This window comes from Pseudomonas sp. S2_B07 (assembly GCF_054668435.1).
Genome location: NZ_CP162769.1, coordinates 5,998,166 through 6,021,583, shown reverse-complemented (window position 1 = coordinate 6,021,583; position 23,418 = coordinate 5,998,166). Strand labels below are relative to the sequence as shown.

23 protein-coding genes and 1 pseudogene are annotated in these 23,418 nt (G+C 58.0%); 13 read left to right on the top strand and 11 right to left on the bottom strand.

Features of this window, described 5'->3' with window-relative positions:
* The first annotated feature begins 286 nt into the window (after positions 1–286).
* Positions 287–1,945 carry an arylsulfatase gene (locus tag AB4N43_RS27685; RefSeq protein WP_027925183.1) on the top strand — a complete coding sequence of 553 codons (1,659 nt, stop codon included), beginning with the start codon at positions 287–289 and terminating at the stop codon, positions 1,943–1,945.
* A gap of 75 nt (positions 1,946–2,020) precedes the next feature.
* Here the strand turns inward: AB4N43_RS27685 and AB4N43_RS27680 are convergent, their stop codons facing one another.
* The gene (locus AB4N43_RS27680; RefSeq protein ID WP_027925182.1) at positions 2,021–2,977 is read right to left on the bottom strand and encodes an AraC family transcriptional regulator; all 957 of its coding nucleotides are present in this window, start codon (positions 2,975–2,977) and stop codon (positions 2,021–2,023) included.
* A 180-nt stretch (positions 2,978–3,157) separates the two neighbouring features.
* On the opposite strand from AB4N43_RS27680, the gene AB4N43_RS27675 reads away from it, so the two are divergent.
* The gene (locus AB4N43_RS27675) at positions 3,158–4,111 is read left to right on the top strand and encodes a hypothetical protein (RefSeq protein WP_460152354.1); all 954 of its coding nucleotides are present in this window, start codon (positions 3,158–3,160) and stop codon (positions 4,109–4,111) included.
* Between the two features lie 80 nt (positions 4,112–4,191).
* Positions 4,192–4,653: an MAPEG family protein gene (locus AB4N43_RS27670; protein WP_050590225.1), complete on the top strand. Its 462-nt coding sequence runs from the start codon at positions 4,192–4,194 to the stop codon at positions 4,651–4,653.
* A 114-nt stretch (positions 4,654–4,767) separates the two neighbouring features.
* Here the strand turns inward: AB4N43_RS27670 and AB4N43_RS27665 are convergent, their stop codons facing one another.
* From AB4N43_RS27665 to AB4N43_RS27655, 3 genes are all read right to left on the bottom strand, one after another.
* Positions 4,768–5,292 (bottom strand): DUF3833 domain-containing protein, encoded by a 525-nt coding sequence (locus tag AB4N43_RS27665; protein ID WP_460152352.1) that lies wholly within the window; start codon positions 5,290–5,292, stop codon positions 4,768–4,770.
* A 19-nt stretch (positions 5,293–5,311) separates the two neighbouring features.
* On the bottom strand, positions 5,312–5,863 hold the full coding sequence (locus AB4N43_RS27660; RefSeq protein ID WP_460152350.1) for a chalcone isomerase family protein: 552 nt from the start codon (positions 5,861–5,863) through the stop codon (positions 5,312–5,314).
* A 513-nt stretch (positions 5,864–6,376) separates the two neighbouring features.
* On the bottom strand, positions 6,377–7,141 hold the full coding sequence (locus AB4N43_RS27655; protein WP_460152348.1) for a tetratricopeptide repeat protein: 765 nt from the start codon (positions 7,139–7,141) through the stop codon (positions 6,377–6,379).
* Positions 7,142–7,412: 271 nt separating this feature from the next.
* Here AB4N43_RS27655 and AB4N43_RS27650 point away from each other — a divergent pair, with 271 nt between their 5' ends.
* On the top strand, positions 7,413–7,823 hold the full coding sequence (locus tag AB4N43_RS27650) for a hypothetical protein (RefSeq protein WP_081743996.1): 411 nt from the start codon (positions 7,413–7,415) through the stop codon (positions 7,821–7,823).
* A 40-nt stretch (positions 7,824–7,863) separates the two neighbouring features.
* Here AB4N43_RS27650 and AB4N43_RS27645 read toward each other — a convergent pair.
* A pseudogene (locus AB4N43_RS27645) lies at positions 7,864–8,088 on the bottom strand (MFS transporter); the annotation flags it as partial.
* A gap of 196 nt (positions 8,089–8,284) precedes the next feature.
* Between AB4N43_RS27645 and AB4N43_RS27640 the strand changes: the two are divergent.
* From AB4N43_RS27640 to AB4N43_RS27610, 7 genes are all read left to right on the top strand, one after another.
* Complete coding sequence (locus AB4N43_RS27640; RefSeq protein WP_059182609.1) at positions 8,285–9,061, top strand: ABC transporter substrate-binding protein; 777 nt, start codon at positions 8,285–8,287, stop codon at positions 9,059–9,061.
* A gap of 90 nt (positions 9,062–9,151) precedes the next feature.
* On the top strand, positions 9,152–9,841 hold the full coding sequence (locus AB4N43_RS27635; RefSeq protein ID WP_059182608.1) for an ABC transporter permease: 690 nt from the start codon (positions 9,152–9,154) through the stop codon (positions 9,839–9,841).
* A gap of 13 nt (positions 9,842–9,854) precedes the next feature.
* Positions 9,855–10,553, top strand: a complete 699-nt coding sequence (locus AB4N43_RS27630) for an ABC transporter permease (protein WP_027925173.1) — start codon at positions 9,855–9,857, stop codon at positions 10,551–10,553.
* A gap of 9 nt (positions 10,554–10,562) precedes the next feature.
* Positions 10,563–11,675 (top strand): succinylglutamate desuccinylase/aspartoacylase family protein, encoded by a 1,113-nt coding sequence (locus tag AB4N43_RS27625; protein WP_460152345.1) that lies wholly within the window; start codon positions 10,563–10,565, stop codon positions 11,673–11,675.
* A gap of 18 nt (positions 11,676–11,693) precedes the next feature.
* A complete protein-coding gene (locus AB4N43_RS27620; protein WP_027925171.1) occupies positions 11,694–12,458 on the top strand; it encodes an ABC transporter ATP-binding protein in 765 nt (254 codons plus the stop codon).
* A 159-nt stretch (positions 12,459–12,617) separates the two neighbouring features.
* Complete coding sequence (locus AB4N43_RS27615; protein ID WP_460152341.1) at positions 12,618–13,481, top strand: MurR/RpiR family transcriptional regulator; 864 nt, start codon at positions 12,618–12,620, stop codon at positions 13,479–13,481.
* 426 nt (positions 13,482–13,907) lie between these two features.
* A complete protein-coding gene (locus tag AB4N43_RS27610; RefSeq protein WP_194940337.1) occupies positions 13,908–14,270 on the top strand; it encodes a DUF6124 family protein in 363 nt (120 codons plus the stop codon).
* A 421-nt stretch (positions 14,271–14,691) separates the two neighbouring features.
* Here the strand turns inward: AB4N43_RS27610 and AB4N43_RS27605 are convergent, their stop codons facing one another.
* The 3 genes from AB4N43_RS27605 to AB4N43_RS27595 form a co-directional block, all read right to left on the bottom strand.
* Positions 14,692–15,186: a cupin domain-containing protein gene (locus AB4N43_RS27605; protein WP_194940338.1), complete on the bottom strand. Its 495-nt coding sequence runs from the start codon at positions 15,184–15,186 to the stop codon at positions 14,692–14,694.
* A 283-nt stretch (positions 15,187–15,469) separates the two neighbouring features.
* Positions 15,470–16,411 (bottom strand): AEC family transporter, encoded by a 942-nt coding sequence (locus AB4N43_RS27600; protein ID WP_027925168.1) that lies wholly within the window; start codon positions 16,409–16,411, stop codon positions 15,470–15,472.
* Positions 16,412–16,528: 117 nt separating this feature from the next.
* The gene (locus tag AB4N43_RS27595; RefSeq protein WP_410922974.1) at positions 16,529–17,635 is read right to left on the bottom strand and encodes a mandelate racemase/muconate lactonizing enzyme family protein; all 1,107 of its coding nucleotides are present in this window, start codon (positions 17,633–17,635) and stop codon (positions 16,529–16,531) included.
* A gap of 261 nt (positions 17,636–17,896) precedes the next feature.
* On the opposite strand from AB4N43_RS27595, the gene AB4N43_RS27590 reads away from it, so the two are divergent.
* Complete coding sequence (locus tag AB4N43_RS27590) at positions 17,897–18,631, top strand: FadR/GntR family transcriptional regulator (protein WP_027925166.1); 735 nt, start codon at positions 17,897–17,899, stop codon at positions 18,629–18,631.
* Between the two features lie 147 nt (positions 18,632–18,778).
* Here the strand turns inward: AB4N43_RS27590 and AB4N43_RS27585 are convergent, their stop codons facing one another.
* From AB4N43_RS27585 to AB4N43_RS27575, 3 genes are all read right to left on the bottom strand, one after another.
* Positions 18,779–19,873 (bottom strand): alkene reductase, encoded by a 1,095-nt coding sequence (locus tag AB4N43_RS27585; protein ID WP_460152337.1) that lies wholly within the window; start codon positions 19,871–19,873, stop codon positions 18,779–18,781.
* 28 nt (positions 19,874–19,901) lie between these two features.
* Complete coding sequence (locus tag AB4N43_RS27580) at positions 19,902–20,924, bottom strand: LLM class oxidoreductase (protein WP_194940340.1); 1,023 nt, start codon at positions 20,922–20,924, stop codon at positions 19,902–19,904.
* Positions 20,925–21,030: 106 nt separating this feature from the next.
* Entirely contained in the window at positions 21,031–21,939 is a 909-nt protein-coding gene (locus AB4N43_RS27575; RefSeq protein ID WP_460152335.1) for a LysR family transcriptional regulator, read from the bottom strand.
* 510 nt (positions 21,940–22,449) lie between these two features.
* On the opposite strand from AB4N43_RS27575, the gene AB4N43_RS27570 reads away from it, so the two are divergent.
* Positions 22,450–23,400, top strand: coding sequence for an enoyl-CoA hydratase/isomerase family protein (locus AB4N43_RS27570; protein ID WP_027925162.1), 951 nt, complete (start codon positions 22,450–22,452; stop codon positions 23,398–23,400).
* Positions 23,401–23,418: the final 18 nt, after the last annotated feature.

Genomic DNA, 23,418 nt, shown 5'->3' with positions numbered 1-23,418 from the left:
GTCGAGTCGGGCTGTATGTGGCGATTGTATTCTTGGTTGGGATTTATTCGGGTTGTAATCCTGGCGTTACATACACCACCCCAACATCGCAATCGCCCCGTCTACTTGAAAAAAACGCACTAGACTTTTCCTGCGCCTGTATCTGTGGAGGGTCATATCACAAGGGGAAAATGATTCTGTACGCAGAACCTAGGCTAATTGCTCGGTGGTCAATGCACCAAGGGTCAATGTTGTTGTGCACTCATCGCCCGGTTGCCAGCACCATGAAACAACGAGGAATCCTGGTATGAAACAGCTATCGGATCGTTTCAGGCTATCTATAGTGTTTGCTGCGCTTTTGTCATTCAACGGACTGGCCCACGCGGCCCAAACGGAAAAAACCAACATTCTGTTTATCGTCTCCGACGATACCGGCTATGGCGACCTGGGCCCCTACGGCGGTGGCGTCGGTCGAGGCATGCCCACGCCGAGCATCGATCAGTTGGCGGCAGAAGGTGTCACTTTTTACTCGTTTTATGCCCAGCCCAGCTGCACACCCGGTCGCGCGGCCATGCAAACCGGGCGAATCCCCAACCGTAGCGGCATGACGACCGTGGCCTTCCAGGGCCAGGGCGGTGGTCTGCCCGCCGCCGAGTGGACGTTGGCATCGGTGTTGAAAACCGGTGGCTACGACACCTATTTCACCGGCAAATGGCATTTGGGCGAAGCCGACTATGCGCTACCCAACGCGCAGGGTTATGACGTAATGAAATACGTCGGCCTGTACCACCTCAATGCCTACACCTACGCTGACCCGACCTGGTTCCCCGACATGGACCCGGAAACCCGCGCCATGTTTCAACGGGTGACCAAGGGCGCGTTGTCCGGCAAGGCGGGTGAAAAACCGGTCGAGGAATTCAAGATCAACGGCCAGTACGTTGACACGCCTGTGGTTGACGGCAAGCCCGGCGTGGTCGGCATTCCGTTCTTTGACAACTACGTCGAAAAAGCCGCGCTGGAGTTTCTCGACACCGCGGCCAAATCGGACAAGCCCTTTTTCATCAACATCAACTTCATGAAAGTGCACCAGCCCAACATGCCGGCACCGGAGTTCATTCATAAGTCCATGTCCAAGTCCAAGTACGCCGACTCGATCGTCGAACTCGACACTCACATCGGTCGGATCATGGACAAGCTCAAGGCGCTCGGCCTGGATAAGAACACGTTGGTGGTTTACACCACGGACAATGGTGCCTGGCAGGATGTGTATCCGGATGCCGGTTACACCCCGTTCCGCGGAACCAAGGGCACGGTGCGTGAGGGCGGTAACCGGGTGCCCGCCATTGCCGTCTGGCCAGACAAGATCAAGCCAGACACCAAAAACCACGAGTTACTCGGGGGCCTGGATTTGATGGCCACCTTCGCCTCGGTTGCTGGCGTGAAGCTGCCCGAGAAAGATCGTGAAGGTCAGCCGATCATCTTCGACAGCTACGATATGACTCCCGTACTCACTGCCAGTGGCCCTTCTCCACGCAAGGAGTGGTTCTACTTTACCGAGAACGAATTGTCACCGGGGGCGGCCCGTGTCGGGAACTACAAGGCCGTGTTCAACCTGCGCGGCGACGATGGCGCAGTAACCGGTGGTCTGGCGGTGGACTCCAACCTGGGGTGGAAAGGCGCCGAAAAATATGTCGCCACCGTGCCGCAAGTCTTCGATTTGTGGCAAGACCCGCAAGAGCGTTATGACCTGTTCATGAACAACTTCACCGAGCGCACCTGGACGATGGTGCCGATCACGGCAGCGATCATGAAGCTGATGAAAACCTACGTCGATTACCCGCCACGCAAACTGCAAAGCATGGGTTATGACGGGCCGATCGAACTGTCGCAGTACCAGAAATTCCAATACGTACGTGATGCGCTGAAAAAAGAAGGCATCAACTTGTCGATGCCAAACGGCAACTGATCAAACAGGCGAAACAGGGCGGCTTCATCAGAGGCCGCCACTTCGCCCTGTTTGACCCTAGCGAGCCGTCACGGCTCATGCCGATTGTCTGCGCCAAGTGCCAGGGGATGTGCCGAACTGGCGCTTGAAGGCGCGACTGAACGCGGCTTCGGATTCGTAGCCGACGGCAAAGCCGATCTGCGCCACATTACCGCGACCCTCGCGCAGCTGTTGAGCCGCCACGTGCATACGCCAGAGGGTCAGGTATTGCATCGGTGGCTGTCCGACCAATGCCGTGAATCGCTCCGCAAACACCGAGCGCGACATGCCCACCTCCTGAGCCAGGGCTTCTGCCGTCCAGCTGTCGGTTGGCCGGGCATGGAGCAGCGCCAGTGCGCGCCCAATGTGCGGGTCTCGCAACCCTGCCAGCCAGCCGCGCCGCTCCGCGGGGAGGCTGGCGACATACTGGCTGACGGCCTCGACAAACAACAATTCCGAGAGCTTGGCGATGACCGTTGTCGAGCCGACGCGCCCCGCCGCTATCTCACTGACCGCGAAACGGAAGGAGCTTTCGATCCAGGCGCCCGAAGCCGTCGCGCGCAAGTCCAGTTTCAACAAGGATGGCAGCGACGACAGCAACGGACTGAAGGGCGTTTCAGAGCCGAGGAATCCGCACAATAACTGTGTGGCCTCGCCGCCCCCGCCGCAGTTGATCCGTGAAATCGCGCCGACTTCCGGCGGCTGGATAACGTCCTTCACCAGCATGGGCTCAACGCTCAGGTCGCTGCCAAACGAATGAGCGTCATTGCGCGGAAGCAGCACGAGTTCGCCGGCCCCCACGTCGATGGCGGCACCACCGTCGATGCTTATTTGCATGTGCCCCGCCGCGACAAAATGCGATGACATGACGTGTCGGGGCGCCGCCAGGAACGGGCTGCAGTCATCCGCCGAGAGCCTGCCGTTAATGCACCAGGGCGCGGTGAGCTCCGCCTCGAGGAACACCCCTCCAGACAGCCGAATCACTCGCAAAACATCAGAAAGCGCATCCAGCATGTGCCAACCCTCCCTTCCGGAGCCCGGAGCAGGTAATCAGGCGTACGGGGCATTCACGGCCGCAAAGGCGACACCTAGATTAGCACCAACGCGGACCCGGCGACCGAGACGAGCCCAGAGGCTCACCCATGGCGAAGGGTTCCGACGTCAACCGTAGCGGCCCCACAGCAGGAGATCGATATGAATACCCTCACGACCATACCCGGCCCGGATTCAGGCAATGCCGCCCGTTATGCGCAAATGGTCAGATCATCGAAAAAATCGGAATGGCAGATCGATCGCGATTTGCTCCGGGACCGTCGTTTCGACTTCTCGCGCAAATTCCTGCCCGACGGGCTGTCGCAGATCGACCGCCTGACCTTTCTCGCCGCGGACGAGGCGCGCCTGCTCAGTCAGATTCAGGGCCGGACCTACGCGTACCTCTTTGGCCTGGTCGAGCGTTTTATCAGTGCCAAGATGCTCGATCAGGGGCGCGCCCATGTCTTTGATGATCAGCTCGCCCTCGAAGCGCTGGTGCGTTTTTCCAACGACGAGATCAAGCACCAGGAGCTGTTCCGGCGCATGGAAACAATGCTGGACTCGCGCTTGCCCGCAGGCTATCGCCAAGTGGCCGATGCCAACGATGTGGCGCGTGCGGTACTGGCGGCCAGCACCTGGTCGGTGCTGGCGCTGACCTGCCATATCGAGCTGTTTGTACAAACGCACTACACGAAAAGCATCGCCCCGCGCGAGGAGTTGTGCCCGCTGTTCAAGGACGTCTTCAAATTTCACTGGAAGGATGAAAGCCGGCACGTCGTACTCGATGAACTGGAGTGGAAGGCCGAGCACGCGAAACTCACGCCGGACGATTGCGACCAGGCGGTGAATGACCTGATTGCGCTGGTAGGCGCCGTCGACGCCATCCTGCAGGCACAATCGGCCGCCGATGCCGAGTACTTCATTGGCAATGTGCCCAGATCGCTCAGTGCCGACGAGACCGCGCAGATCAAGGCCGGCGTGCTGGGCGCCTACCGCTGGCAATACATTATTTCGGGCGTGCAGCATCCCCACTTTGGCCGGCTGCTGACAAGCATGACCACGCCCGCACAGATGGCCAGGATTCAGGCCGCACTGGCACCGATCATGAGCCACTGAGTGACCGCGCGCGACCGACTGCCCATCGGCCGCGCGCTGCGCGATAACGTGCTGACAGCGATCTGTGGAGGATGGCGGCCATGACGATACCGATGTGGATGCTGCTGGGATTTGCGACCTGGACGTTGCTGCTGTTGATGGCCACCGTCGGCGTGTATCGCTGGGGCGCCATCCTGTTCTCGAATGTGCCGATCGCCTCTTTCCGCAGCGATCAACTCGAAGGCGAGGACTGGTATCGGCGCGGAACCAGGGCACACGCCAACTGCGTGGAAAACCTGCCGGTCTTTGCCGTCATCGTCTGGATGATTTCAGCCCTCGACATCAACGGGCCTGCGGTGAACTACTTGAGCCTGTGCGTGCTGATCGCTCGCGTGTGCCAATCGCTGGTGCACGTCTGCCATGTGCAAACCGATGCCTTCGTGGCCGTTCGGTTTACTTTCTTTAGCGTTCAGTTGCTCTGCTTTCTTGCGCTCATTGTCATCGCCGCCGTTCATGGCGGCGAAATGGCGCTCGACTTGACCCATTATTTGCATTCGTCCTGACCACCGTTTGCATCGGAATTGACCCGCACGCTTTGTAGTGGCGATGAACACTGAACGAATTTTATCCGAGGCGTAGCGCCAGCCAAAAAGCAGCGTGGCGCCGCTGTTTTTGAATCAAGGTTGCTTGCGGAAGAACAAGGTGATCTGGCCTACCTCCACCCCGAACTTGGTCATGAACGAGCGATTGATCAGGGTGTTCTTGTCCATAAGGTACATCCAGTCGTCTAACTGAACCTCATACGCCTTGCCATCCACCGGTAGCCTCAGCACGTAATTCCAGCGCAGTGTATTGCCTGCCACCTCACCAAGCGCCTCGCCCACCACGTCGCCAGCGGTTCCGCGCCACTGACTGGAGCCAACCGGGGTTAACGTCCACACTCGTTTTTGCTTCGTACCGTCGCTGTACGTAAATGATTCGTCGAGTATCAGCCTGCTACCTTCGGAGTGGCCAATGATCTCCACGTGGAAGCGCTTGGCGACCATGCCAGAACGCTTTTGAAACATGCCCCAGGCTTCAACCCGCCCCTCGAAGAATTCTCGCAATTCAAGCTTGGGCGTCTCCTGGCTGTAGGTTTGCACATCCACCCGGCTGCAACTGGCAAGGCCAATACACAGCAGCAGTATCCCTATCTTCAACATGCGCATTTCCTCAACGGTCTCAGGGTTTAGCTGCACCCAGCAATTGGGCGCGCAGCTCCGGGTTACGTGTTCGGGGGTCAAGCCATATCGAAAAAAAAGCTTTGGCGAACGCAACATCTCTCACCACATGCCGAAGGTGCTCACCGACGTAAAAACGTGCGCCTTCTCCAGGCATATAAACGCCGGTGATGCGGTCACCGGCACGCACATCGACAAACGCTTGAAACATCTCCGACTCCCAGCGGGCCATGAGCTTTGAATTCACAGTGTTGGGCGACAGGCGACGGATTTCCTTGATGCTGGCCTCCACCAGATCATCGCGACTAATGGCGCGACTGTAGGTCAGCTCCAGCGCAAAAGGCGCATCCGCATCCAGCGTTTCACCGGCAATGAGGCGTGAGCTCCAGAACTGCGCGCTGTAAATGGAAAACCCGAATACGCGCATCTCGCCGTAACCTAGCCGACGAGCATTGGGAACAGCCTCGCGCCAATCAGCAAAGAGTTCTGCGCTTTGGAGCATCAGAACAAAACAGATAGCGTGGTGGATTAAGCGGCCCGTCTGCCTGATCATGCAAAGCCCTCGAAATGACTCAATAGGCGCCCTTAAAAGTTATACCAAATAATAATTTTGTACAGCTATCGTCTCAAACTCGACGACACCCACAAGAACGGACACCACCGCCCTCGGCCAAATGAATTGATTGACACGCATTCGAACGCGATCTGCGCCGAAAAAAGAGGCGAGTGACAGGCACAACGTCATGAAAATAGTCCACCCATGAGGGGTGCCAGGGGTTGGCTTTGGCACGCATTAATGATGCCGGCAGCGTCTTCTGGCGATCTGGAGGTCAGCAACAGGTGCTGAAGCGGCCATTGTCAGCTGACTTTTTAGGCCTCTCTTGCACAAAACATCTACAAACTTATCCAGTACGTACAATTAAAAGCAGAGGAAGTTTCCAATGAAAGATTGCGCGTCCTTCACGCTTTCCAGCCACTCATGAAGATCGACAGCCATAGGCAACCTGGCATCAATGTAATGGCGTTTGAGTGCGAAGGGAGGATAAGTCCTTAATCGCAAGCGAACTCAACCGCGCACCAGATAAGCCCCTGAAGGAACCCGATCCCGCAGTTTCTTGCATTTGCCGGGTGGGGGCTGATGCCCCGGCGGGCGACCAGGAAACCAGATTCGGCATTTACCCGGTGGCGGCATGTGGCCGCGTGGAATCTCAAGTTCATCGTAGGCGGGCTCTGGCTCGACGGAAGTCATTTGCCCCGCTCCTACGGGCTGAAATCTGCCTGCCGTCGGTGAATCCGATGCCACATCTGCCTGTGCGCGGGCGAAGTTGCCCGCGTCACGCCCAGTGCCTGCAACCGATTGCTCAACCGCCGCCCTCTGCGCTTCGCGGCGCCGTTGGGTCTCCGCTTCCAGCGCTTGCCGCACTGCGACCTGATCGTCTTTGGCAGTGGGTGGAATACCCGAAGATTGAGCCTGTTGCGCCGCCTGAATCAGTTGGAAGTTGCGGTTGCGCAACTCGACGTTGCGCCCGACCCGCAGGTTCGAGCGCGCCGCCAAAGTTTCAGCCTGCTGGTATTGCCCCTGCTGAAGACGCAACACACCGAGGTAATGCAGCGTCGCGGGATTGTTCGGCTGGATATGCAGGGCACGCTCCAGCGTGGCGGCGGCTTGGTCCAGTTGGCCATTTCCATACTGCTGCGAGGCTGTTTCGATCAGGGCGGTGGATGCGCTGTTGCTTTGCGCGGTCGCACTTCGCTCGGCAGCAACCGAACAAAACGATGCGACAGCGCAGAACACCAGGATGAGGCCGGGCAGAAAACACGTGGTTGGCATCAGGGGCGGACTCGGCAGAACTCGGAAGGCACTGCCGTTAAACAGGCCACAGCGCTGCTCGGCGTTTGCGATACAGGGCGGCTATTGACCGGGCCAACACCCTGAAGTTCCTGCTGCGACGGGGGGCTATTTAAACCACGGCCCTTTAGAACTTTTCCCTATTTATCGGTCTATCTGGATAGGCTCATTCGCTCGGTCAGCCCTGCCCCCGCAGGCTTGCCTCGGCCAATTGGCCACATGCCCAATGTTCAATCAGAGGTTGTCTTCGCTCATGAAATTCAATGTCCCACGGATGGTGCTTTTCGGCCTGTTCGCGTTTGCGGCAGTGAGCTCGGCATCAGCCACACCGATGAAAACCTCAACCCCTGTTTTCGCCACTGAAGTCACCGCCGTTCAGGTGCCTGCCCAGTCTGCGGAGAACCCTTGGCCGAGCCTGGCCAGCATGGCCGGCCAGCAGACGGGACCGTTACTTGCCCATGACGACCGATATTGGCGTGACGGCCGTTGGCACGATCGTAGAGACGACTGGCGCCGAGACGATTGGCGCCGGGACGACTGGCGCAGAGATAATTGGCGCAGAGAGCAAGCCCGCCGAGAAGCGGACCGTCGTGATTGGGAGCGACGCCAGGATCGCGCCATGCAGCATCGTTACGAGGACGAGCACCGTTACTATCGTCGCTAAACAAAGCGTAGCGGTCGCTGAAATACAGGGCTGGGGATAGTCATCCCTTTCGATCCCCAGCCTGCGACAACGGCCTGGCCACCTGTTCCAACGCCTGGCGCTCCGCCGCCCCCCCCCAAACCGCTTGCACCCCCTCCGCCACACCCATCAGCGCAGCACCAATCAGATACCCGATCAACAAACTGCTGCGCTGCTGGGTCTGGATCAACTGGCCAAACAACGTCGGCCCGATGCCGCCTAGCCCGGTGCCAAACGCATAAAACAAGCGCCCCAACAGCAGCGCCCCGACCGGGTTTTGATGCGTATTATCACGCCCCAAACTGATACGTTTATTTTCAGTAATGTTGCATATGGAATTTTATTGTGTCATTTATACCTTCGCCGATCACAGGATTGATCCACCGCGCCAACCCGGATGGCGGGCACCCGATCCCTCAAATGCCCTCCAAGGAGTCAACAAAATGAACAAGACAGAACTTCTAGGTGCCCTGGCGCTATGTGCTTTCAGCTTCCTGGCACATGCCGATGACGACAGCCTGCGAATCGGTATCGAAGCCGCCTACCCACCCTTCTCCTTCAAGACACCGGAGGGCAACATCAGCGGGTTCGACTACGACATCGGCAACGCCTTGTGCGAAGAAATGAAGGTCAAGTGCGAGTGGGTCATTCAGGAGTTCGACGGCATGATCCCGTCGCTCAAAGTGCGCAAGATCGATGCCGTGCTGTCGTCGATGTCAATCACCGAAGACCGGATGAAGTCTGTGGACTTCAGCAAAAAGTACTACCACACACCGGGCAAGTTCGCGATGAAGGCCGGCAATGTGATCAATGACCCGCTGGTGGACTTGAAGGGCAAGAAAGTCGGCGTGCAACGCTCCTCGACTTACGATCGTTTTGCCACCGAGCAACTGGAAAAAGCCGGCGTCGTCGTGGTGCGTTACGGCTCACAGAATGAGGCTTTCCTCGACCTGGCCTCGGGCCGCCTGGACGCCACCCTCGCCGACATCGTCGCCACCGACGAGAGCTTTATCAAGACACCGGCAGGCCAGGGCTTCGCGCTGGTCGGGCCGGACATCAACGACCCGAAATACTTCGGCCGGGGCGCCGGGATCGCCGTGCGCAAGGGCGACACTGCCAACGTTGCGCGCCTGAGTGCCGCGATTGACGCCATTCGCACCAATGGCAAGTACCAGCAAGTGATGGCCAAGTACTTCGCGTTCGATATCTACGGCGAGTAAGCCCTACCCCAGCCCCGGGGATGGCCCGTTGCGGGCGTCTTCCGGGGCTTGTCTTGCGCGCCTCGCGGCGCTCGCTTGAGGAACTTCATCATGCTCCACGGCTACGGATCGAGCATTCTCGATGGCGCCTGGCTGACCATCAACCTGGCCCTGACCTCCATGTCCCTGGCGATTGCCCTGGGCCTGATTGGCGCGGCATTGCGGCTGTCACCGCTCAAATGGCTGGCCCTGCTCGGGGAAAGCTACACCACCCTGATTCGCGGCATTCCAGACCTGGTGCTGATCCTGCTGATCTTCTATGGCGGCCAGGATCTGGTGAACCGCATGGCCCTGGCGCTCGGTTACACCCGCTATATCGACATCAACCCCTTTGTCGCGGGCGTCTGCACCATGGGCTTCATTTTTGGCGCCTACCTCTCGGAAACCTTTCGCGGCGCTTTCATGGCAATACCCAAAGGTCAAGCCGAGGCTGGTGTGGCTTATGGAATGGGCGGTGCGCAGGTGTTCTGGCGAATTCTGGTGCCGCAGATGATTCGTTTCGCCATTCCCGGGTTCACCAACAATTGGTTGGTACTGACCAAATCCACCGCGCTGATTTCGGTGATCGGCTTGCAGGACATGATGTTCAAAGCCAAAAACGCTGCGGATGCCACACACGAGCCGTTCACGTTTTTCCTCGCAGTGGCGGCGCTGTACTTGATGCTCACCAGCCTGTCCTTGCTGGTGCTGCGCTATCTGGAAAAACACTACTCGGTCGGCATCAAAGCCGCCGAATTGTGAGGGGGAACCGCCCATGATTCTCGACTACAACCTGATCTGGGAAAACCTGCCGCTGTACTTCAATGGCGCCTTGTTAACCCTCAAAGTCTTGCTCATTTCCCTGGCCCTGGGTTTGGTATTAGCGATACCCCTGGCACTGATGCGGGTTTCACGATCGCCACTGATCAACTTGCCGGCCTGGCTCTACACCTACGTGATTCGCGGCACACCAATGCTGGTGCAATTGTTCCTGATCTATTACGGCCTGGCGCAGTTCGAAACCGTTCGCCAAAGCGTGCTCTGGCCTTACCTCTCCAGCGCCACCTTTTGCGCGTGTCTGGCCTTCGCGATCAACACCAGTGCCTATAGCGCGGAACTGCTGGCCGGCAGTTTGAAATCCACGCCCCCCGGCGAGATCGAGGCCGCCAGAGCCGTGGGCATGTCCCGCCAGACCCTGTACCGCCGCATTCTCCTGCCATCGGCCTTGCGCCGGGCATTGCCGCAGTACAGCAACGAAGTGCTGATGATGCTGCAAACCACCAGCCTCGCGTCCATCGTCACCCTCGTCGACATCACCGGAGCCGCGCGGACTGTCAGCTCACGGTTCTATTTACCGTTCGAGGCGTTTATCACCGCCGGCCTCATCTACCTCGTCCTGACTTTCATTCTGGTGCGCCTGTTCAAGTTGGCCGAGCGCCGCTGGCTGGCGTATCTGGCACCGCGCAAGCACTAAGGAGCTGCTATGGAGCACATTCAATACCGCTTGCCGTGGAGTGCATCGGGCACCGAACGCACGCTGACGCTGTTTCGTTTTGGCAGTGGCACACGCAAAGCGTACATCCAGGCTTCATTGCATGCCGATGAACTGCCGGGGATGCGCGTCGCTGTCGAGCTCAAGCGCCGTCTTCTGGAACTGGAAGCACAAGGCCGTCTGAGCGGGGTGATCGAGTTGGTGCCCCTGGCCAATCCGATCGGTATCGCCCAGATGTTCCAGGCCACCCATCAGGGGCGCTTCGAGTTCTCCAGCGGCAAAAACTTCAATCGCGACTTCCCGGAGTTGGTTGATGTTGTTGCACCGCGGCTGGAGGGCCAATTGGGAGACGACGCCACCGCCAACATCGCCCTCATCCGCCGTGCCATGGTAGATGCCCTCGGCGCCATGCCGGCAGCGAGCTCGGAACTCGACGGCCTGCGTCGCCTGTTGCTGCAGCAGGCCTGCGACGCCGATGTGGTGCTGGACCTGCACTGCGATTTCGAATCGATCATGTTGTTGTATGCGATGCCGCAACACTGGCCACGCCTGCAATCACTGGCCGCACGCCTCGGCGCCGGGGTCACGCTGCTGGCCGAAGGTGCGGGCGGCAGCGCGTTCGACGAAGCCTGCGCCATTGCCTGGTTACGCCTGGCTGAGCGCTTTCCTGAAGCCAATATTCCGCTGGCGTGCGCGGCGACCACCATCGAATTGCGTGGCATGGCAGACACCGAACGCGAGCAATGTGTCGACAGCGCACACGCCATTCTCGGGTACCTCGCCGATCAAGGCCTGATCAGCGGTGACTGGCCCGCGGCACCGCCGAGCCATTGCCAGGCCGTGCCCTTCGCTGGCGCGCAGTACGCCTGTGCGCCGCATCCCGGCGTGGTGAGTTTTCTGCAACCGCTGGGTGCGCAGGTCAAGGTCGGCGATCCGCTGTTCGAAGTCATCGACCCGCTGACCGACCGCCATAGCGTGGTGCGCGCCAGCACCGACGGCATTCTTTATGCCCGCGAACGGCTGCGCTTTGCCCAGCCTGGATTGTGGCTGGCCAAGGTTGCCGGCTCTACCCCCATTCGCCAGGGTCGCTTGCTTAGCGACTGACTCCAGAGAGTTCAAACCATGTACAAACTTGAAGTTCAGGACCTGCATAAAAGTTACGGTGCGCATCAGGTGCTCAAGGGCGTGTCCTTGCAAGCTCAGGCCGGTGACGTGATCAGCATCATCGGCTCCAGCGGCTCTGGCAAAAGTACGTTCCTGCGCTGCATCAACCTGCTGGAGCAACCCAATGCGGGCAACATCGTGCTCAATGGCGAACCGCTCAAACTGGTGACCAACACACTCGGCGGGCTCAAAGCGGCCGAACCCAAGCAGTTGCAACGCATGCGTTCGCAGCTGTCGATGGTGTTCCAACACTTCAACCTTTGGTCCCACATGAGCGCCCTGGAAAACGTCATGGAAGCCCCGGTGCATGTGCAGGGTCTGGGCAAGAAAGAGGCACGGGAGAAGGCCGAGCACTACTTGGCCAAAGTCGGTGTGGCACACCGCATGAACGCCTGGCCGGCGCATATGTCCGGTGGCGAGCAACAGCGCGTGGCCATTGCCCGCGCACTGGCGATGGAACCGCAAGTGATGCTGTTTGATGAGCCGACGTCGGCGCTCGACCCCGAGCTGGTCGGCGAAGTGCTTAAAGTCATGCAGGATCTGGCGCAGGAAGGCCGGACCATGGTGGTGGTGACTCACGAAATGGGCTTTGCCCGCGAGGTCTCAAACCAACTGGTGTTCCTGCACAAAGGCGTTGTCGAAGAGCGCGGCGACCCGCGTGAGGTGCTGGTCAATCCGCAATCCGAACGCCTTCAGCAGTTTCTGGCCGGGAGTTTGAAGTAACACCGCTACGGCTCGGCGGTGCCCTGACAGGGTTGGCTTCGGATACACTCCAGCCAACCTTGTCAGGGCATCAGGCACAGCCCTTCTCATACCTTCAGGAATAGTTGAGCCGGATATGCCCCCCCTTCGAAAGACACCACAGTCTACGCCGCGCCGGTCATGCAAAAACTGACGGAAATCGTTGCCGAACTGCCTCCATCACTGCGCAAGGTGGCGGACTTCATCCTGCGTCACCCGCTCAAAGCCGCGACCCTGACCATCGAGGAAATGGCTCACGAAACATTGACCTCACCCGCCGCCGTCAACCGTCTGGCTAAAGCGCTGGACCTCGGTGGTTACAGCGGCATGAAGGCCGAACTGGTCGCAACGTTGCAGCAGATGGTGTCGCCGGTCGACAAATTGCGCAACGAACTGGCCCATCGCCCGGGCGGCGCATTTGGGCTGCATGAACAACTCCAGAGTGCCAGCAGCAACCTGGCCACGGCGGTGACCAACAACCACCCCGACACCTTTGAAGCGTTCGTCACCCGCCTGACCACGGCACGCAAAATCTACATTCTGGGGTTCGGTAACAGTGTTTACTTCGCCGGCCTCGCCGCCTCGACCCTGGTGCCCTTTTGTACCGACGCCACGGCCATCAGCATGGAGGGCGGCAACGAAAATGCCGCGTACCGACTGGCCGCGATCACCGACCAGGACGTTTTGCTGGCGATCTCCCTGCCGCGCTACTCCCTCGACACCCTGCAACTGGCCCGCTTCGCCAATGAACGTGGCGCATCGGTGCTGGCCATTACCGACTCACCCGCCTCCCCCCTCACCGGCATCGCCGAGCACACGCTATTTGCGCCGTGCGACCACCCTGTACTGACCAGTTCCAACATCGCCGTGCTGGCCTTGATCGAAGGCTTGGTCGCCGGCGTGATGGCGCGCAATAAAGAGGCGGTGAAGCTGGCGACAGAATTGACTGAAAGCGTGATGTCGTACCTGCATTTCCCTAACAGCGGAAAGCCTGCGAAAAAGTGATTTCGTTCGTTTTTGCCTGATCGATCGGCGCAGGAACTCTGTTCGACATTTGATGCGTTTAAACAGGCTTCCGGTCGTACGTTTAAAGACACTCGGTGTAACGTCCTAACGGCTACAACGCCTTGCGCCATCGCCTACGGGTAAGACAGAATCCGCCGGCTTGTGCGGCTACGGGGTGGGCTATATCGTTTTCCGGTCACTGCAAAACAGTGATCGGGTTTGGTAGCCCGTCTGCAAATAGTCGTATGGCGACACCGTATGCAGTCTCTTTTTTGAGGCTCGGCGTTATATGGTGGTCATGCGTGGGGCTCCTTTGTGAGCGCCGGGTTTTCCTACTTGCAGCCGGTCTACCAACCCGCGTATGGCCACCACCCTCGTTTGGTAGCAAGGGTGATGGCTCCTTCAATCTGCCGTAGGAGTTTCACTATGAAAAAACCAACACCCAACCCACCGGAAACCGATCCGGCATCGCCCTACGAATCGCTCGATTCGAAAAAACTCCACGAAGCCGCCGAACGCGCCCTCGACCATTACCTCAACCCGGCTGCCCAGATCATGGCCAGCAACCACGAACCCGAACCGATGTTCCTCGCCAATCCCAAGTGCAACACCGAATCCCTGCTGGTCAACGCCAGCGAATCACTGGGCTCGGCGACCACGATGCTGAGTAATTTGGCGGCGTTGTTGGAGAATTCACACCGCAAGACGCTGCTGGGGATTACGCAGGTGGTGATGTTGGGGGAGTTGGCGGTGAATCAGGCGTTGGATAAGGTTGAGTTGAAGGAATAAGGGCTTGCCTCTGTGGCGGGAAAATGGGTTCTCGCCACAGAGGGGGATGTGACTAGGCATGTGCATGCATGATTGATCGGCTTTCGGGCAAAATCGAATCTTTACTGACTGCTAACGACTGTGGATTCAACCGGTTGAATCCACAGCCAATAGCGGACACTCGAGGAGTGTTTTCTTGGTCTTTCTTGATCCGGCGGCGCCATTCGGCGGAAGCACACCCTCGGGGATCAGACGAGAACTTGGCAGTGCCTTTATCGAGGACTATACAGAGCTCAAATCAGTGAGCCAGATCCTTCGACAAAATCTGGATAGCCCAAAGCATCTCGCCACGTTGGATTGATGGGCTTATAAAATTATAAATCCGCAGCGGCAGCACAATTCAAGCTTCATTGATTTCATTGGCCCGGCGAATAGCGCCTCTTTATTTTGACGAATTACGAGGATCGTCATGACTATCAATATATTCAAGACCTAGCGGACCCACTCCATAAACTTGAGATATATATTCTCCAGACTTAGCCCAATGAAAGTGCGGAGTATTCGCCGGAAGTACCACCACGCTACCGGGCCCATAAGCAACTAACTTGCTCGAGTCAAATACAGCGCCAAAACCAATATAAAACACACCAGATATCACAGTGTATATGCGGTCTTCCGGATGTGTATGGGGCATTAGTTTAGTGCCGCTCGGAACTTTAACACGCACAACGTATGGCGCTGGCTTACCTGGATCACCGACCAGAACAGCCAGCTTTACTTCTTTCGGGAATGCAGGAAAGCTATGCCACTCCACGTCTTCATTATACAACGCACCGGTTTTACCGAGCGGTAATGGTTGCGCTTGAACGTGCGACATTGCGGCACCCACGACAAGCAGGGTTGTCAGGCAAGTAGCCTTCATAATAATCTCAATCATAAAAACCACCTTAGCCATGCATTAATAAATCGGCATCGACACTTTTAGCCTAATAAGCAAGTCGTGGCGAGTTACCGCTGAAAACAGAAACATCATGCCCAGCTTATTGATAGATCACTCTTGTGATGATATCGCTGACGCGATTTTCAGTTGATACGCAATGTAATCAATTCAAGCTGCAAAAGTGTGCTCTAGACTGATTTGACTGCGGAGCAAAACCAAACGTGATATTTCGAAACGAGCGCCTCATTTCACACCGACAGTTCATTGCAGGGACAAATAATCAGGCTGCAGCGAGCCCGCCATCAATCAGGTAGATCGCGGCAGAAAACGTCACGATCGACAGCACGGTACTGACCAGAATGCTTGTCGCAGCTTCACTCTGATAGGCACCGGTCTGGTTCGCAAACATCGCCGGGATCGTCGCCGACGGAAGTGCGCACAGTAGAATCATCTGTTGTGCGTAAAGCCCATGGGTGCCCAGCAAAACAGTGGCCGCAAACATCAATACAGGGTGAATGAACAGCTTAAGCCCAAGATTGGTCCATACTTCACCCGACATTTTCAGTTTCTCCGACGACATGATCAATCCAAGGCAAAGCAGCGATACGCCGGGCGTCGCCTTGCCAAGGAGATTGAGTGACTCCGCCGCAATGGGAGGCAGCTTGAACTGAAGCAGAGAAATAATGATGCCCAGCGCCGGAGCCCACATCAGCGGGCGGCGCACCGCGCCGGACAAGCTCGACACGAACGCCTGGGCGCCACTGCCCTTTCCATCGGCAATGGTGAGCAACATGGTGGTCAGCGGGATCATCACCAGGCTCGCGATCAGGTTCAGCACCAGCACCGAATAGATACTGCCCGCGCCGTACATCGCGGCGAGTATAGGGATGCCCATGAAGGCAGCATCAGGATAACCATTGACGAAGCCCTTGAGCGTTGCAACCTTGAGATCGCGAGTGCTGTACCAGCCGATCACCAGCGCTATCGTGTACATACCCATGATGCCGATGAACGTGGCCACGACGAACTTGAAGTCGAACAGTTGCTCACGAGGCGTGCTTGCCATCCCGACAAAAAGCAGCGCCGGGAATATCCAGCCGAGCACCAGTCGGCTGATCAGCAGGCTGTCTGAATGGGTAAGCCGTCCGCGCTTGCCGGCGATATAGCCAAGCGCGATCACAAAGGCGACGGGTAAAATTGGCCCTACGATTCTGTCTAACATGTCTTCAATCCTCGTATTTATTTTTATCAAGAATGTCGTCGTGGCTGTTGAAGGCCGACACCGTGACTGTCGCATCGGCGTCGATCAAACGCGGTAATGACCATGTGGCCTTTGCGGTCAGGGTTTGAAGCGGTAGTCGCGAATGACATCTTCGTCCGGCTCGATGCCGAGTCCCGGCCCTTGCGGCACGTCGATCCGGCCGTTACGCGGAATGATGGCGTCGCCGTAGAGTTGTGCTTCGAGATCAAAGTAACGCCACTCGACCAGTGACTTCGCGCCACCCAAGGCCGCGCTGCCATGCACAGCGGCCAGCAGGCCGGGACCGTCATAGAAGGCATGGACCATCACGGTGACGCCATGGGCGTTGGCCAACGCATAGACTTTTTGCAGTTCGGTAATGCCGCCCATTTTTGCCGGGCTGGGCTGAACAAAATCCACCGCGCCGGCTTCAAGCAGGTGCTGGAAGTCCATGAGCGTCGACGCGTTCTCACCGGCAGCGACAGGAATGCCGCCGTGTTTGCGCACCCGCGCCAGCCCCGAATAGTCTTCTGGCGGCCACACCGGCTCTTCGATCCAGCGCAGATTTAGCGGGCGAAGCTTCTCGGTCATATCCAGTGCTTCGCGCACGCTCCAGGGGGCGTTGACGTCGAGGGTGATTTCCACGCCGGGACCTGCGGCTTCGCACGCGGCACGGATGACATCGGGATCGACCTCATGCAGCTTGAGATGCTTAAAGCCGCTGTTGACCGCGCGCCGCACATTGATGCGAATGAGTTCGGGATCGGCGTAGCGGATCAGGCTGGCATACGCCGCCAGCGAAGTGGCCTCACTGCCGCCAAGCAACTGGTAGACCGGTTTGCCGGCCGCTTTGCCAGCGATGTCCCACAGCGCGATATCAATTGCCGACAAGCCATATATGAACGAACCGCTGCGACCGAAGACGTGAAATTTCTTCTGTAAGTCGCCCTGCAGTTTCTCGCGCCGGGTGGCATCGCTGCCGATCAGTTCTGGCGCCAGGATCGTGTCGATCACGACTTTTACTGCAGGTATCGCGGTGAAGCCGAAGGTTTCGCCCCAACCGACGATGCCGTCATCCGTGGTGATTTTGACCACGAGGGAATCGACCATCTGCAGGTCTTTCGGCCCCCAGACGCCCCCTGCCGACTTGCCACCCGTGGTAAAGGGAATCCGAAGCGGAATGGTTTCAATGCTGGCAATTTTCATAAGACTGCGCCTCAAGCAGGTTGCAAAGCTGGCGTGGCGATTTTCAATGTCGTTCACGTCAGGGGTTGGGGACAACGTACATAACGTCCTGATGTCCTTCAACTGAACAACTTGATGTTTTTCAGCCTTTGAGTCACGACAGTCTTAAGCCATTGTTTTTATTTACTTTTAAATTAATGCTAATGGGGAATTTCAGTTGTTACTTACTGGAACAAGTCTTCTGATGTAGATTAAGAAGACAAGTGAGAAGGATGAACGAGCATGAGCGAAATGAACGTACAACCCGTGGAGCGGCGACCTCATCTTGCCGAGCACATTGCCCGCTCGTTGAGCGATGAGATTGCCTCCGGCAGGCTACGACCGGGGGACCGTTTGCCGACCGAACAGTTTCTCTCGCAAAACTTCGGCGTCAGCAGAAACGTGGTACGGGAAGGAATCGCGACCCTACGAGCGCAAGGGCTGATCCAGTCACGCCAGGGTGTAGGCGTATTCGTCTCGGCCGCACCCCAATCGCCGGAGCCTTTAGTAGCGCATGAGAGTGCGCCTTTTCTGGACGGTGACGACACGATCCGCAACATGTTCGAGGTGCGGGCCGTACTGGAAAGCCAGGCCGCCGCGCTTACGGCGTCGACTATGACGCCCCGCAAGTTGAAGACGATTCAGGCGGCGGTGCTGCGGATGCAATACGAAGGCGAACCGACGCTGGACACTGTCAACGCTGACCTCGACTTTCATCGGGCCGTGGCCGCAGCGTCAGGCAACGACTATCTCGAGACGATGATTCGCACGGTGCTTGAGCCAATGCGGGCACTGATCACCATGAACTTTGCACGGCGAGGCCCTGTGTTCAGCAATATTCCGCATGCCGCACGCGGGGAGCATGAAGAGCTCGTACAGGCGTTCATCGACCGCAATGCAACGGCGGCGCGCCAGATTATGGGGCAGCATATCGTTAGCGCAGCATCACGATTCGGCTACGACATTAAATTCTTCTAGCGCACCGACTGCCCAATGGCAGTTGTTTTCTTGTCCTACAAGAAAGACACAGGATGTGGCCTTCGACACGACGGGATGCGAGGTACGGCTACTCCGGTCTCGTCCCTCATGTACTTTCCCACCCTCCCGGGGAGTACAGCAGTATTGCTACTGTGCCCTCTGCGCGTCTTGCACCGAGTAGGCAGGATAATCAATGTAGCCTTGAGCGCCACCGCCATAAAACGCTTCACGCCCCGCTTCGGCCAGCGGCCAGCCATGCCGCAAGCGATCGACCAGATCGGGGTTGGCTATGAACGGTCGGCCAAAAACCGCCAGGTCTGCCACGCCCTCATCGATGGCCTGCTGTGCTGTTTCAAGGGTGAACCCGCCCGACAGGATCAAGGTGCCGCAGTAAGCCGCCCGGATGGCTTTTTGAAAGTCTGGCGTGCCCAAGTGGCTGGCGTGTAGATAAGCAATCTCGCGTTGGGACAGCGCTCCGGCCAGTGCAAGCCACGTCGCCTCTTCTTCATCGAATGCGTGCAGATCAGCCAGTCGCGCAAAAGGCGAAACACGCACAGCCACCTTCGAACGGCCGATCTCGGCGCTCACCGCGTCGACCGTCTCAAGCAAAAAACGCAGGCGATTGGCAATCGATGCGCCACCGTAACCGTCTTCACGGGTGTTGAAGCCGCCATTAATGAATTGCTCAAACAGATAGCCGTTGCCAGCATGAATTTCGACACCGTCAAAACCGGCTGCCATGGCATTCTTCGCGGCCAGGCAAAAGTCTGAGATGACCTGCCGAATACCCTTGGCATCCAAAGCAACGGGCGCGCTGACGGGCACTTGCGCCGGCTGGCCATCACTATCGTAAGCATGTACCAACGTTTGCGCGGCAGGCACGGCCACAGGTGCGACCGGTGCCCGGCCCTCCAGCAAGGACGAGTGCGAGACCCGCCCCACATGCCAGAGTTGAATGAAAATGCGCCCCCCGGCCTGATGCACCGCATTCGTCACGCGTTTCCAGCCTTCAATCTGCGACGGGGTGTGAATCCCCGGCGTGTAAAGGTAGCCACGCCCCTGGTCAGACACCTGAGTGCTTTCGGTGATGATCAGACCTGCTCCCGCGCGCTGGGCATAGTAGATCGCCATATCCGCAGACGGCACGGTGTCCTTGACGCGGGCGCGGGTCATCGGCGCCATGACGATGCGATTGGACAATTGCTGACCCGCCAGATCGTAAGACTCGAAAAGAGATGACATGTGCTTATCCTCCGACAGTGGCTGGGCCTCAAACATGCGACGGAAAATGCGGCAAGATGTGCTCGCCCAGTTCGTCAAGAATCTCACCATAGGGCTGGCGACTGACCTTGGGGTTGAGCGCGATATGCGAAACACCGGCTGCTTGCGCTTGCTCCAGGTAGTTACGCAGGCCGTTGCGCCCGGCCCGGAAGCCTCCCTGGATGCGCTGGAATGGCTGGTCCGGATTGTCGCTGAGGTCGAAGTAGCCACCGAGCCCTAACGGTTTGAAAGCGTTTCGCCCTTCGATTTCACGCACTTTGGCGTGCCAGGTCTCGCCCAACAACGCCAACCGCTCGGGGCTTTGCACGCCAGCCAGGTAGCCATCAAGGTGTTCAGCCAACCAGTCGATGCTCTGCTGCGCCTGGCCGACAGCGATTGAAGGGACGCGTCCATACGGCGCTTTCGGCACCAGGTCGAGATTGCCAGATGAGCCGCCGAATCGCTCGGAGCGAAAGCGCGGGAAGTCCTGCTCAATCAGTGTGCGAAACACCGAAAAGGCATCCCGGTAGCGGTCACCACGGGTTTCAAAATCGATACCCAGCATCGGGTAGTCGCTGTATCGATCGCCCGAAGACAGCCCCAACACCAGGCGCCCTTCGCTTAACTGATCCAGGGACGTTGCCTGCTTGGCCAAATACATGGGCTCATGGGTAGGCAACACGATACCGGTGGTTCCCAGGACGATGCTGCGTGTGGCTGCGGCCAGGAAGCCGATGTAAACCAGAGGCTCAAAGATGTGCGCCACATCGTTGTACTCCGGATCATAGAAAGGAATATCACGCATCCACAGCGCGCCAAAACCAAGCGCCTCGGCGCGTTGAGCCATTTCCAGATGGCCACGCATGGTCGGTGCCGCTCGGCCGGCGTGGGTCTCGAGGGGCAAAATCAGACCCACCGTCAGCGCCTGTGGCTGGAACAGGCGTTGAAACCCAGGATGACGCTCAAGCGCCGGATGGGCAGTCGGTAAGGCGGCAGGTTGCACGTGTGGCGAGTGTTGGGCAGCGATAGACATGATGACAGTCTCGGTGAGTGACGATGACTGACATGGTTATTGAATCCCGGGTTCAGATAAACAGCAGCTATAGACCATCACACGGTCCAGTGAGTCCCCAATAATCTCAGATCTCCCAAGGTACTCCTGACTCCCAACGCTCGATCAGCAGATCAATAAAGGCGCGAACACGCGGGGACAACTGACGCTTGCTCGGGTAGACAATCCGGATGGGGTCGGGCGATGCACGGTAAGGTTTGAGCACTTCCACCAATGTTCCGTCGCGCAAGTCGTTACCGGTGATATAGGTCGGCAAATGAATCAGGCCAATGCCCGTCAGCGCCGCTTCGCGCATGGCTTCAGAACTGTCAATGTTCAGCCGCCCTGGTTGTTCATGTAAATAAAGTCCGGTGGGTGTCTGGTAACGCCAGACACTACCCTGGCCACTGATGAAAGCGATGGTGTCATACCCGACGAGATCAGCAGGCGTTTGCGGTACACCGTAACGGGCCAGATAAGACGGCGAGGCACACGTTGCGAACTGCTGCCACCCCACGGTGCGGGTTAATAGTTGTGAATCATCTTTTGGCGTGCCAATACGGATGGCTATGTCGACCCCCTCTTCGACGAGGTCGACAAAGCGATCGGTAAACCAGACGTCCGCGCGAAGTTCAGGCCACTGTTTCAGATAAGCATCCAGAATCGGCAGGATATGACGCTGGCCGAAGGACAGGGGGGCTGTGAGTTTAAAAGTGCCGGTCGGCCGCCCACGACGCAAGGCCATGGTTGCATCCACCTCATCAAGATCATCGAGAATCTGCTTCCAGCGTTCATAGGCAACCTGCCCCTCGTCAGTCAGGCTCAGTTTGCGCGTCGTGCGATTGAGCAGCCGTGCTCCCATCCGGCCTTCAAGACGAACAATGCTTTTACCTACAGCAGATCGGGTCAGACCGAGTGAAGCTGCGGCGCAGGTAAAGCTTCCAGCCTTCACTGCGCTGACAAACGCCGCGATGTCACCGAATCGATTGGCTTCCATTGGTAGCTTTACTCCAGTGAATACGGACGTTGTAGTGGGCCATGAAGTCCCAAAGACTGGTTTTTCTGTTAACCCGAAATCACAGATTATTACCCTACCCAAGAGGTAGTGTCACAGAGTCAAAAGCAGTGTCGAATCAAGTTTTATCACCTGCTGGCTGGCCCGGTGAACGGCGGTTTTTTGCTGTCGGGGGTCTCATCTGATCAAGTGACTTGCGAGTCAATCTCACGCTGCTACGCTTTTATGTTCGGCCCTCCTGGCACAAGGCGACATGCTTCGCCCACTCAGATCCGGTGTTTATGGATCTATCGAGACTTGCCCTCTTCTACCGGTACTGCCGACCGTGCCAGATCACCTAACGGTCATGCGCACGAACCCCATGCACATGTGTTGACCCGCGAAGGAACGAAGCAACGAGCGTGACTTTTCACGCGCTCATCAATTGAATGCCATAGCGACGGCTCAATCGGGAATTCACATGCCCTTAGGCATTTCTCTGGAGACACTCCTATGAGACTTCAGTTGCTTTCGGCCGCACTGATTTTCGCCAGTATGGCGACGACAGGCGCGGCCCTCGCTGGCGAGACTTCCCCCTCAACCACCGATAAAGCATCGCCCACCAGCGCGGTCAAACAGGAAATAAAACTCACACGGGTCACACCCGAGTATTGGCGGGTCACGTTCCACAACCCGCCTTACAACATCTATGGTCCCGAAACCATGCCGCAGCTGAACGAGGTGGTCACTGCCATCGAGTCCGATCCGAAGCTGGTGGTCGTGGTGTTCGACAGTGATGTTCCGGATTTCTTCCTCACCCACTATGACTTCGTCCCCCCGCTGACTGACACCACCAGCCTTCCTAACGGCCCGACCGGTCTGCCGCCCCTGCCGGACATGCTAGTGCGATTGAGCAAGGCTCCGGTGGTCTCGATTGTGTCGATTCGCGGTCGCGCCACGGGCGTCGGCAGTGAGCTGGCACTGGCCAGTGACATGCGCTTCGCCAGTCGCGAGAAGGCCATTCTGTCGCAATGGGAGATTGGCGCCGCACTCGTGCCGGGAGGTGGCCCCATGGCTCGACTGCCAAGGCTGATGGGGCGCGGGAGGGCACTGGAAGTGCTGCTGACCGGCAACGATATCAATGGCGAGCTCGCCGAGCGTTACGGCTACGTCAACCGCGCGCTGCCCGATGCAGAACTCGACAAGTTCGTCGACACCATGGCCCGGCGCATCGCGCGGTTCGACAAGCAGTCGATTGCTGATATCAAACGACTGGTCGATGCTGCCAGCCTGCCGCCGAACGACGCCATCGCTGCCGAATGGGATGGTTTCATCGGCTCGGTCAAACGCCCAGCAGCGCAGGCCCGCATCAAACAACTGATGGAGCTTGGATTGCAGAAGAAAGCCGACGTGGAGAAACGCCTGGCTCACTACACCGGCACCTTGGGTGAGGAATCAAAATGATCCTGCCTCTCATTTTTC

What these genes read in the sequence shown, in the direction of transcription:
- AB4N43_RS27685 (WP_027925183.1), top strand. Translation starts at nt 287, where the DNA reads ATGAAACAGCTATCGGATCGTTTCAGGCTATCTATAGTGTTTGCTGCG.
- AB4N43_RS27680 (WP_027925182.1), bottom strand. Translation starts at nt 2,977, where the DNA reads ATGCTGGATGCGCTTTCTGATGTTTTGCGAGTGATTCGGCTGTCTGGA.
- AB4N43_RS27675 (WP_460152354.1), top strand. Translation starts at nt 3,158, where the DNA reads ATGAATACCCTCACGACCATACCCGGCCCGGATTCAGGCAATGCCGCC.
- AB4N43_RS27670 (WP_050590225.1), top strand. Translation starts at nt 4,192, where the DNA reads ATGACGATACCGATGTGGATGCTGCTGGGATTTGCGACCTGGACGTTG.
- AB4N43_RS27665 (WP_460152352.1), bottom strand. Translation starts at nt 5,292, where the DNA reads ATGTTGAAGATAGGGATACTGCTGCTGTGTATTGGCCTTGCCAGTTGC.
- AB4N43_RS27660 (WP_460152350.1), bottom strand. Translation starts at nt 5,863, where the DNA reads ATGATCAGGCAGACGGGCCGCTTAATCCACCACGCTATCTGTTTTGTT.
- AB4N43_RS27655 (WP_460152348.1), bottom strand. Translation starts at nt 7,141, where the DNA reads ATGCCAACCACGTGTTTTCTGCCCGGCCTCATCCTGGTGTTCTGCGCT.
- AB4N43_RS27650 (WP_081743996.1), top strand. Translation starts at nt 7,413, where the DNA reads ATGAAATTCAATGTCCCACGGATGGTGCTTTTCGGCCTGTTCGCGTTT.
- AB4N43_RS27640 (WP_059182609.1), top strand. Translation starts at nt 8,285, where the DNA reads ATGAACAAGACAGAACTTCTAGGTGCCCTGGCGCTATGTGCTTTCAGC.
- AB4N43_RS27635 (WP_059182608.1), top strand. Translation starts at nt 9,152, where the DNA reads ATGCTCCACGGCTACGGATCGAGCATTCTCGATGGCGCCTGGCTGACC.
- AB4N43_RS27630 (WP_027925173.1), top strand. Translation starts at nt 9,855, where the DNA reads ATGATTCTCGACTACAACCTGATCTGGGAAAACCTGCCGCTGTACTTC.
- AB4N43_RS27625 (WP_460152345.1), top strand. Translation starts at nt 10,563, where the DNA reads ATGGAGCACATTCAATACCGCTTGCCGTGGAGTGCATCGGGCACCGAA.
- AB4N43_RS27620 (WP_027925171.1), top strand. Translation starts at nt 11,694, where the DNA reads ATGTACAAACTTGAAGTTCAGGACCTGCATAAAAGTTACGGTGCGCAT.
- AB4N43_RS27615 (WP_460152341.1), top strand. Translation starts at nt 12,618, where the DNA reads ATGCAAAAACTGACGGAAATCGTTGCCGAACTGCCTCCATCACTGCGC.
- AB4N43_RS27610 (WP_194940337.1), top strand. Translation starts at nt 13,908, where the DNA reads ATGAAAAAACCAACACCCAACCCACCGGAAACCGATCCGGCATCGCCC.
- AB4N43_RS27605 (WP_194940338.1), bottom strand. Translation starts at nt 15,186, where the DNA reads ATGATTGAGATTATTATGAAGGCTACTTGCCTGACAACCCTGCTTGTC.
- AB4N43_RS27600 (WP_027925168.1), bottom strand. Translation starts at nt 16,411, where the DNA reads ATGTTAGACAGAATCGTAGGGCCAATTTTACCCGTCGCCTTTGTGATC.
- AB4N43_RS27595 (WP_410922974.1), bottom strand. Translation starts at nt 17,635, where the DNA reads ATGAAAATTGCCAGCATTGAAACCATTCCGCTTCGGATTCCCTTTACC.
- AB4N43_RS27590 (WP_027925166.1), top strand. Translation starts at nt 17,897, where the DNA reads ATGAGCGAAATGAACGTACAACCCGTGGAGCGGCGACCTCATCTTGCC.
- AB4N43_RS27585 (WP_460152337.1), bottom strand. Translation starts at nt 19,873, where the DNA reads ATGTCATCTCTTTTCGAGTCTTACGATCTGGCGGGTCAGCAATTGTCC.
- AB4N43_RS27580 (WP_194940340.1), bottom strand. Translation starts at nt 20,924, where the DNA reads ATGTCTATCGCTGCCCAACACTCGCCACACGTGCAACCTGCCGCCTTA.
- AB4N43_RS27575 (WP_460152335.1), bottom strand. Translation starts at nt 21,939, where the DNA reads ATGGAAGCCAATCGATTCGGTGACATCGCGGCGTTTGTCAGCGCAGTG.
- AB4N43_RS27570 (WP_027925162.1), top strand. Translation starts at nt 22,450, where the DNA reads ATGAGACTTCAGTTGCTTTCGGCCGCACTGATTTTCGCCAGTATGGCG.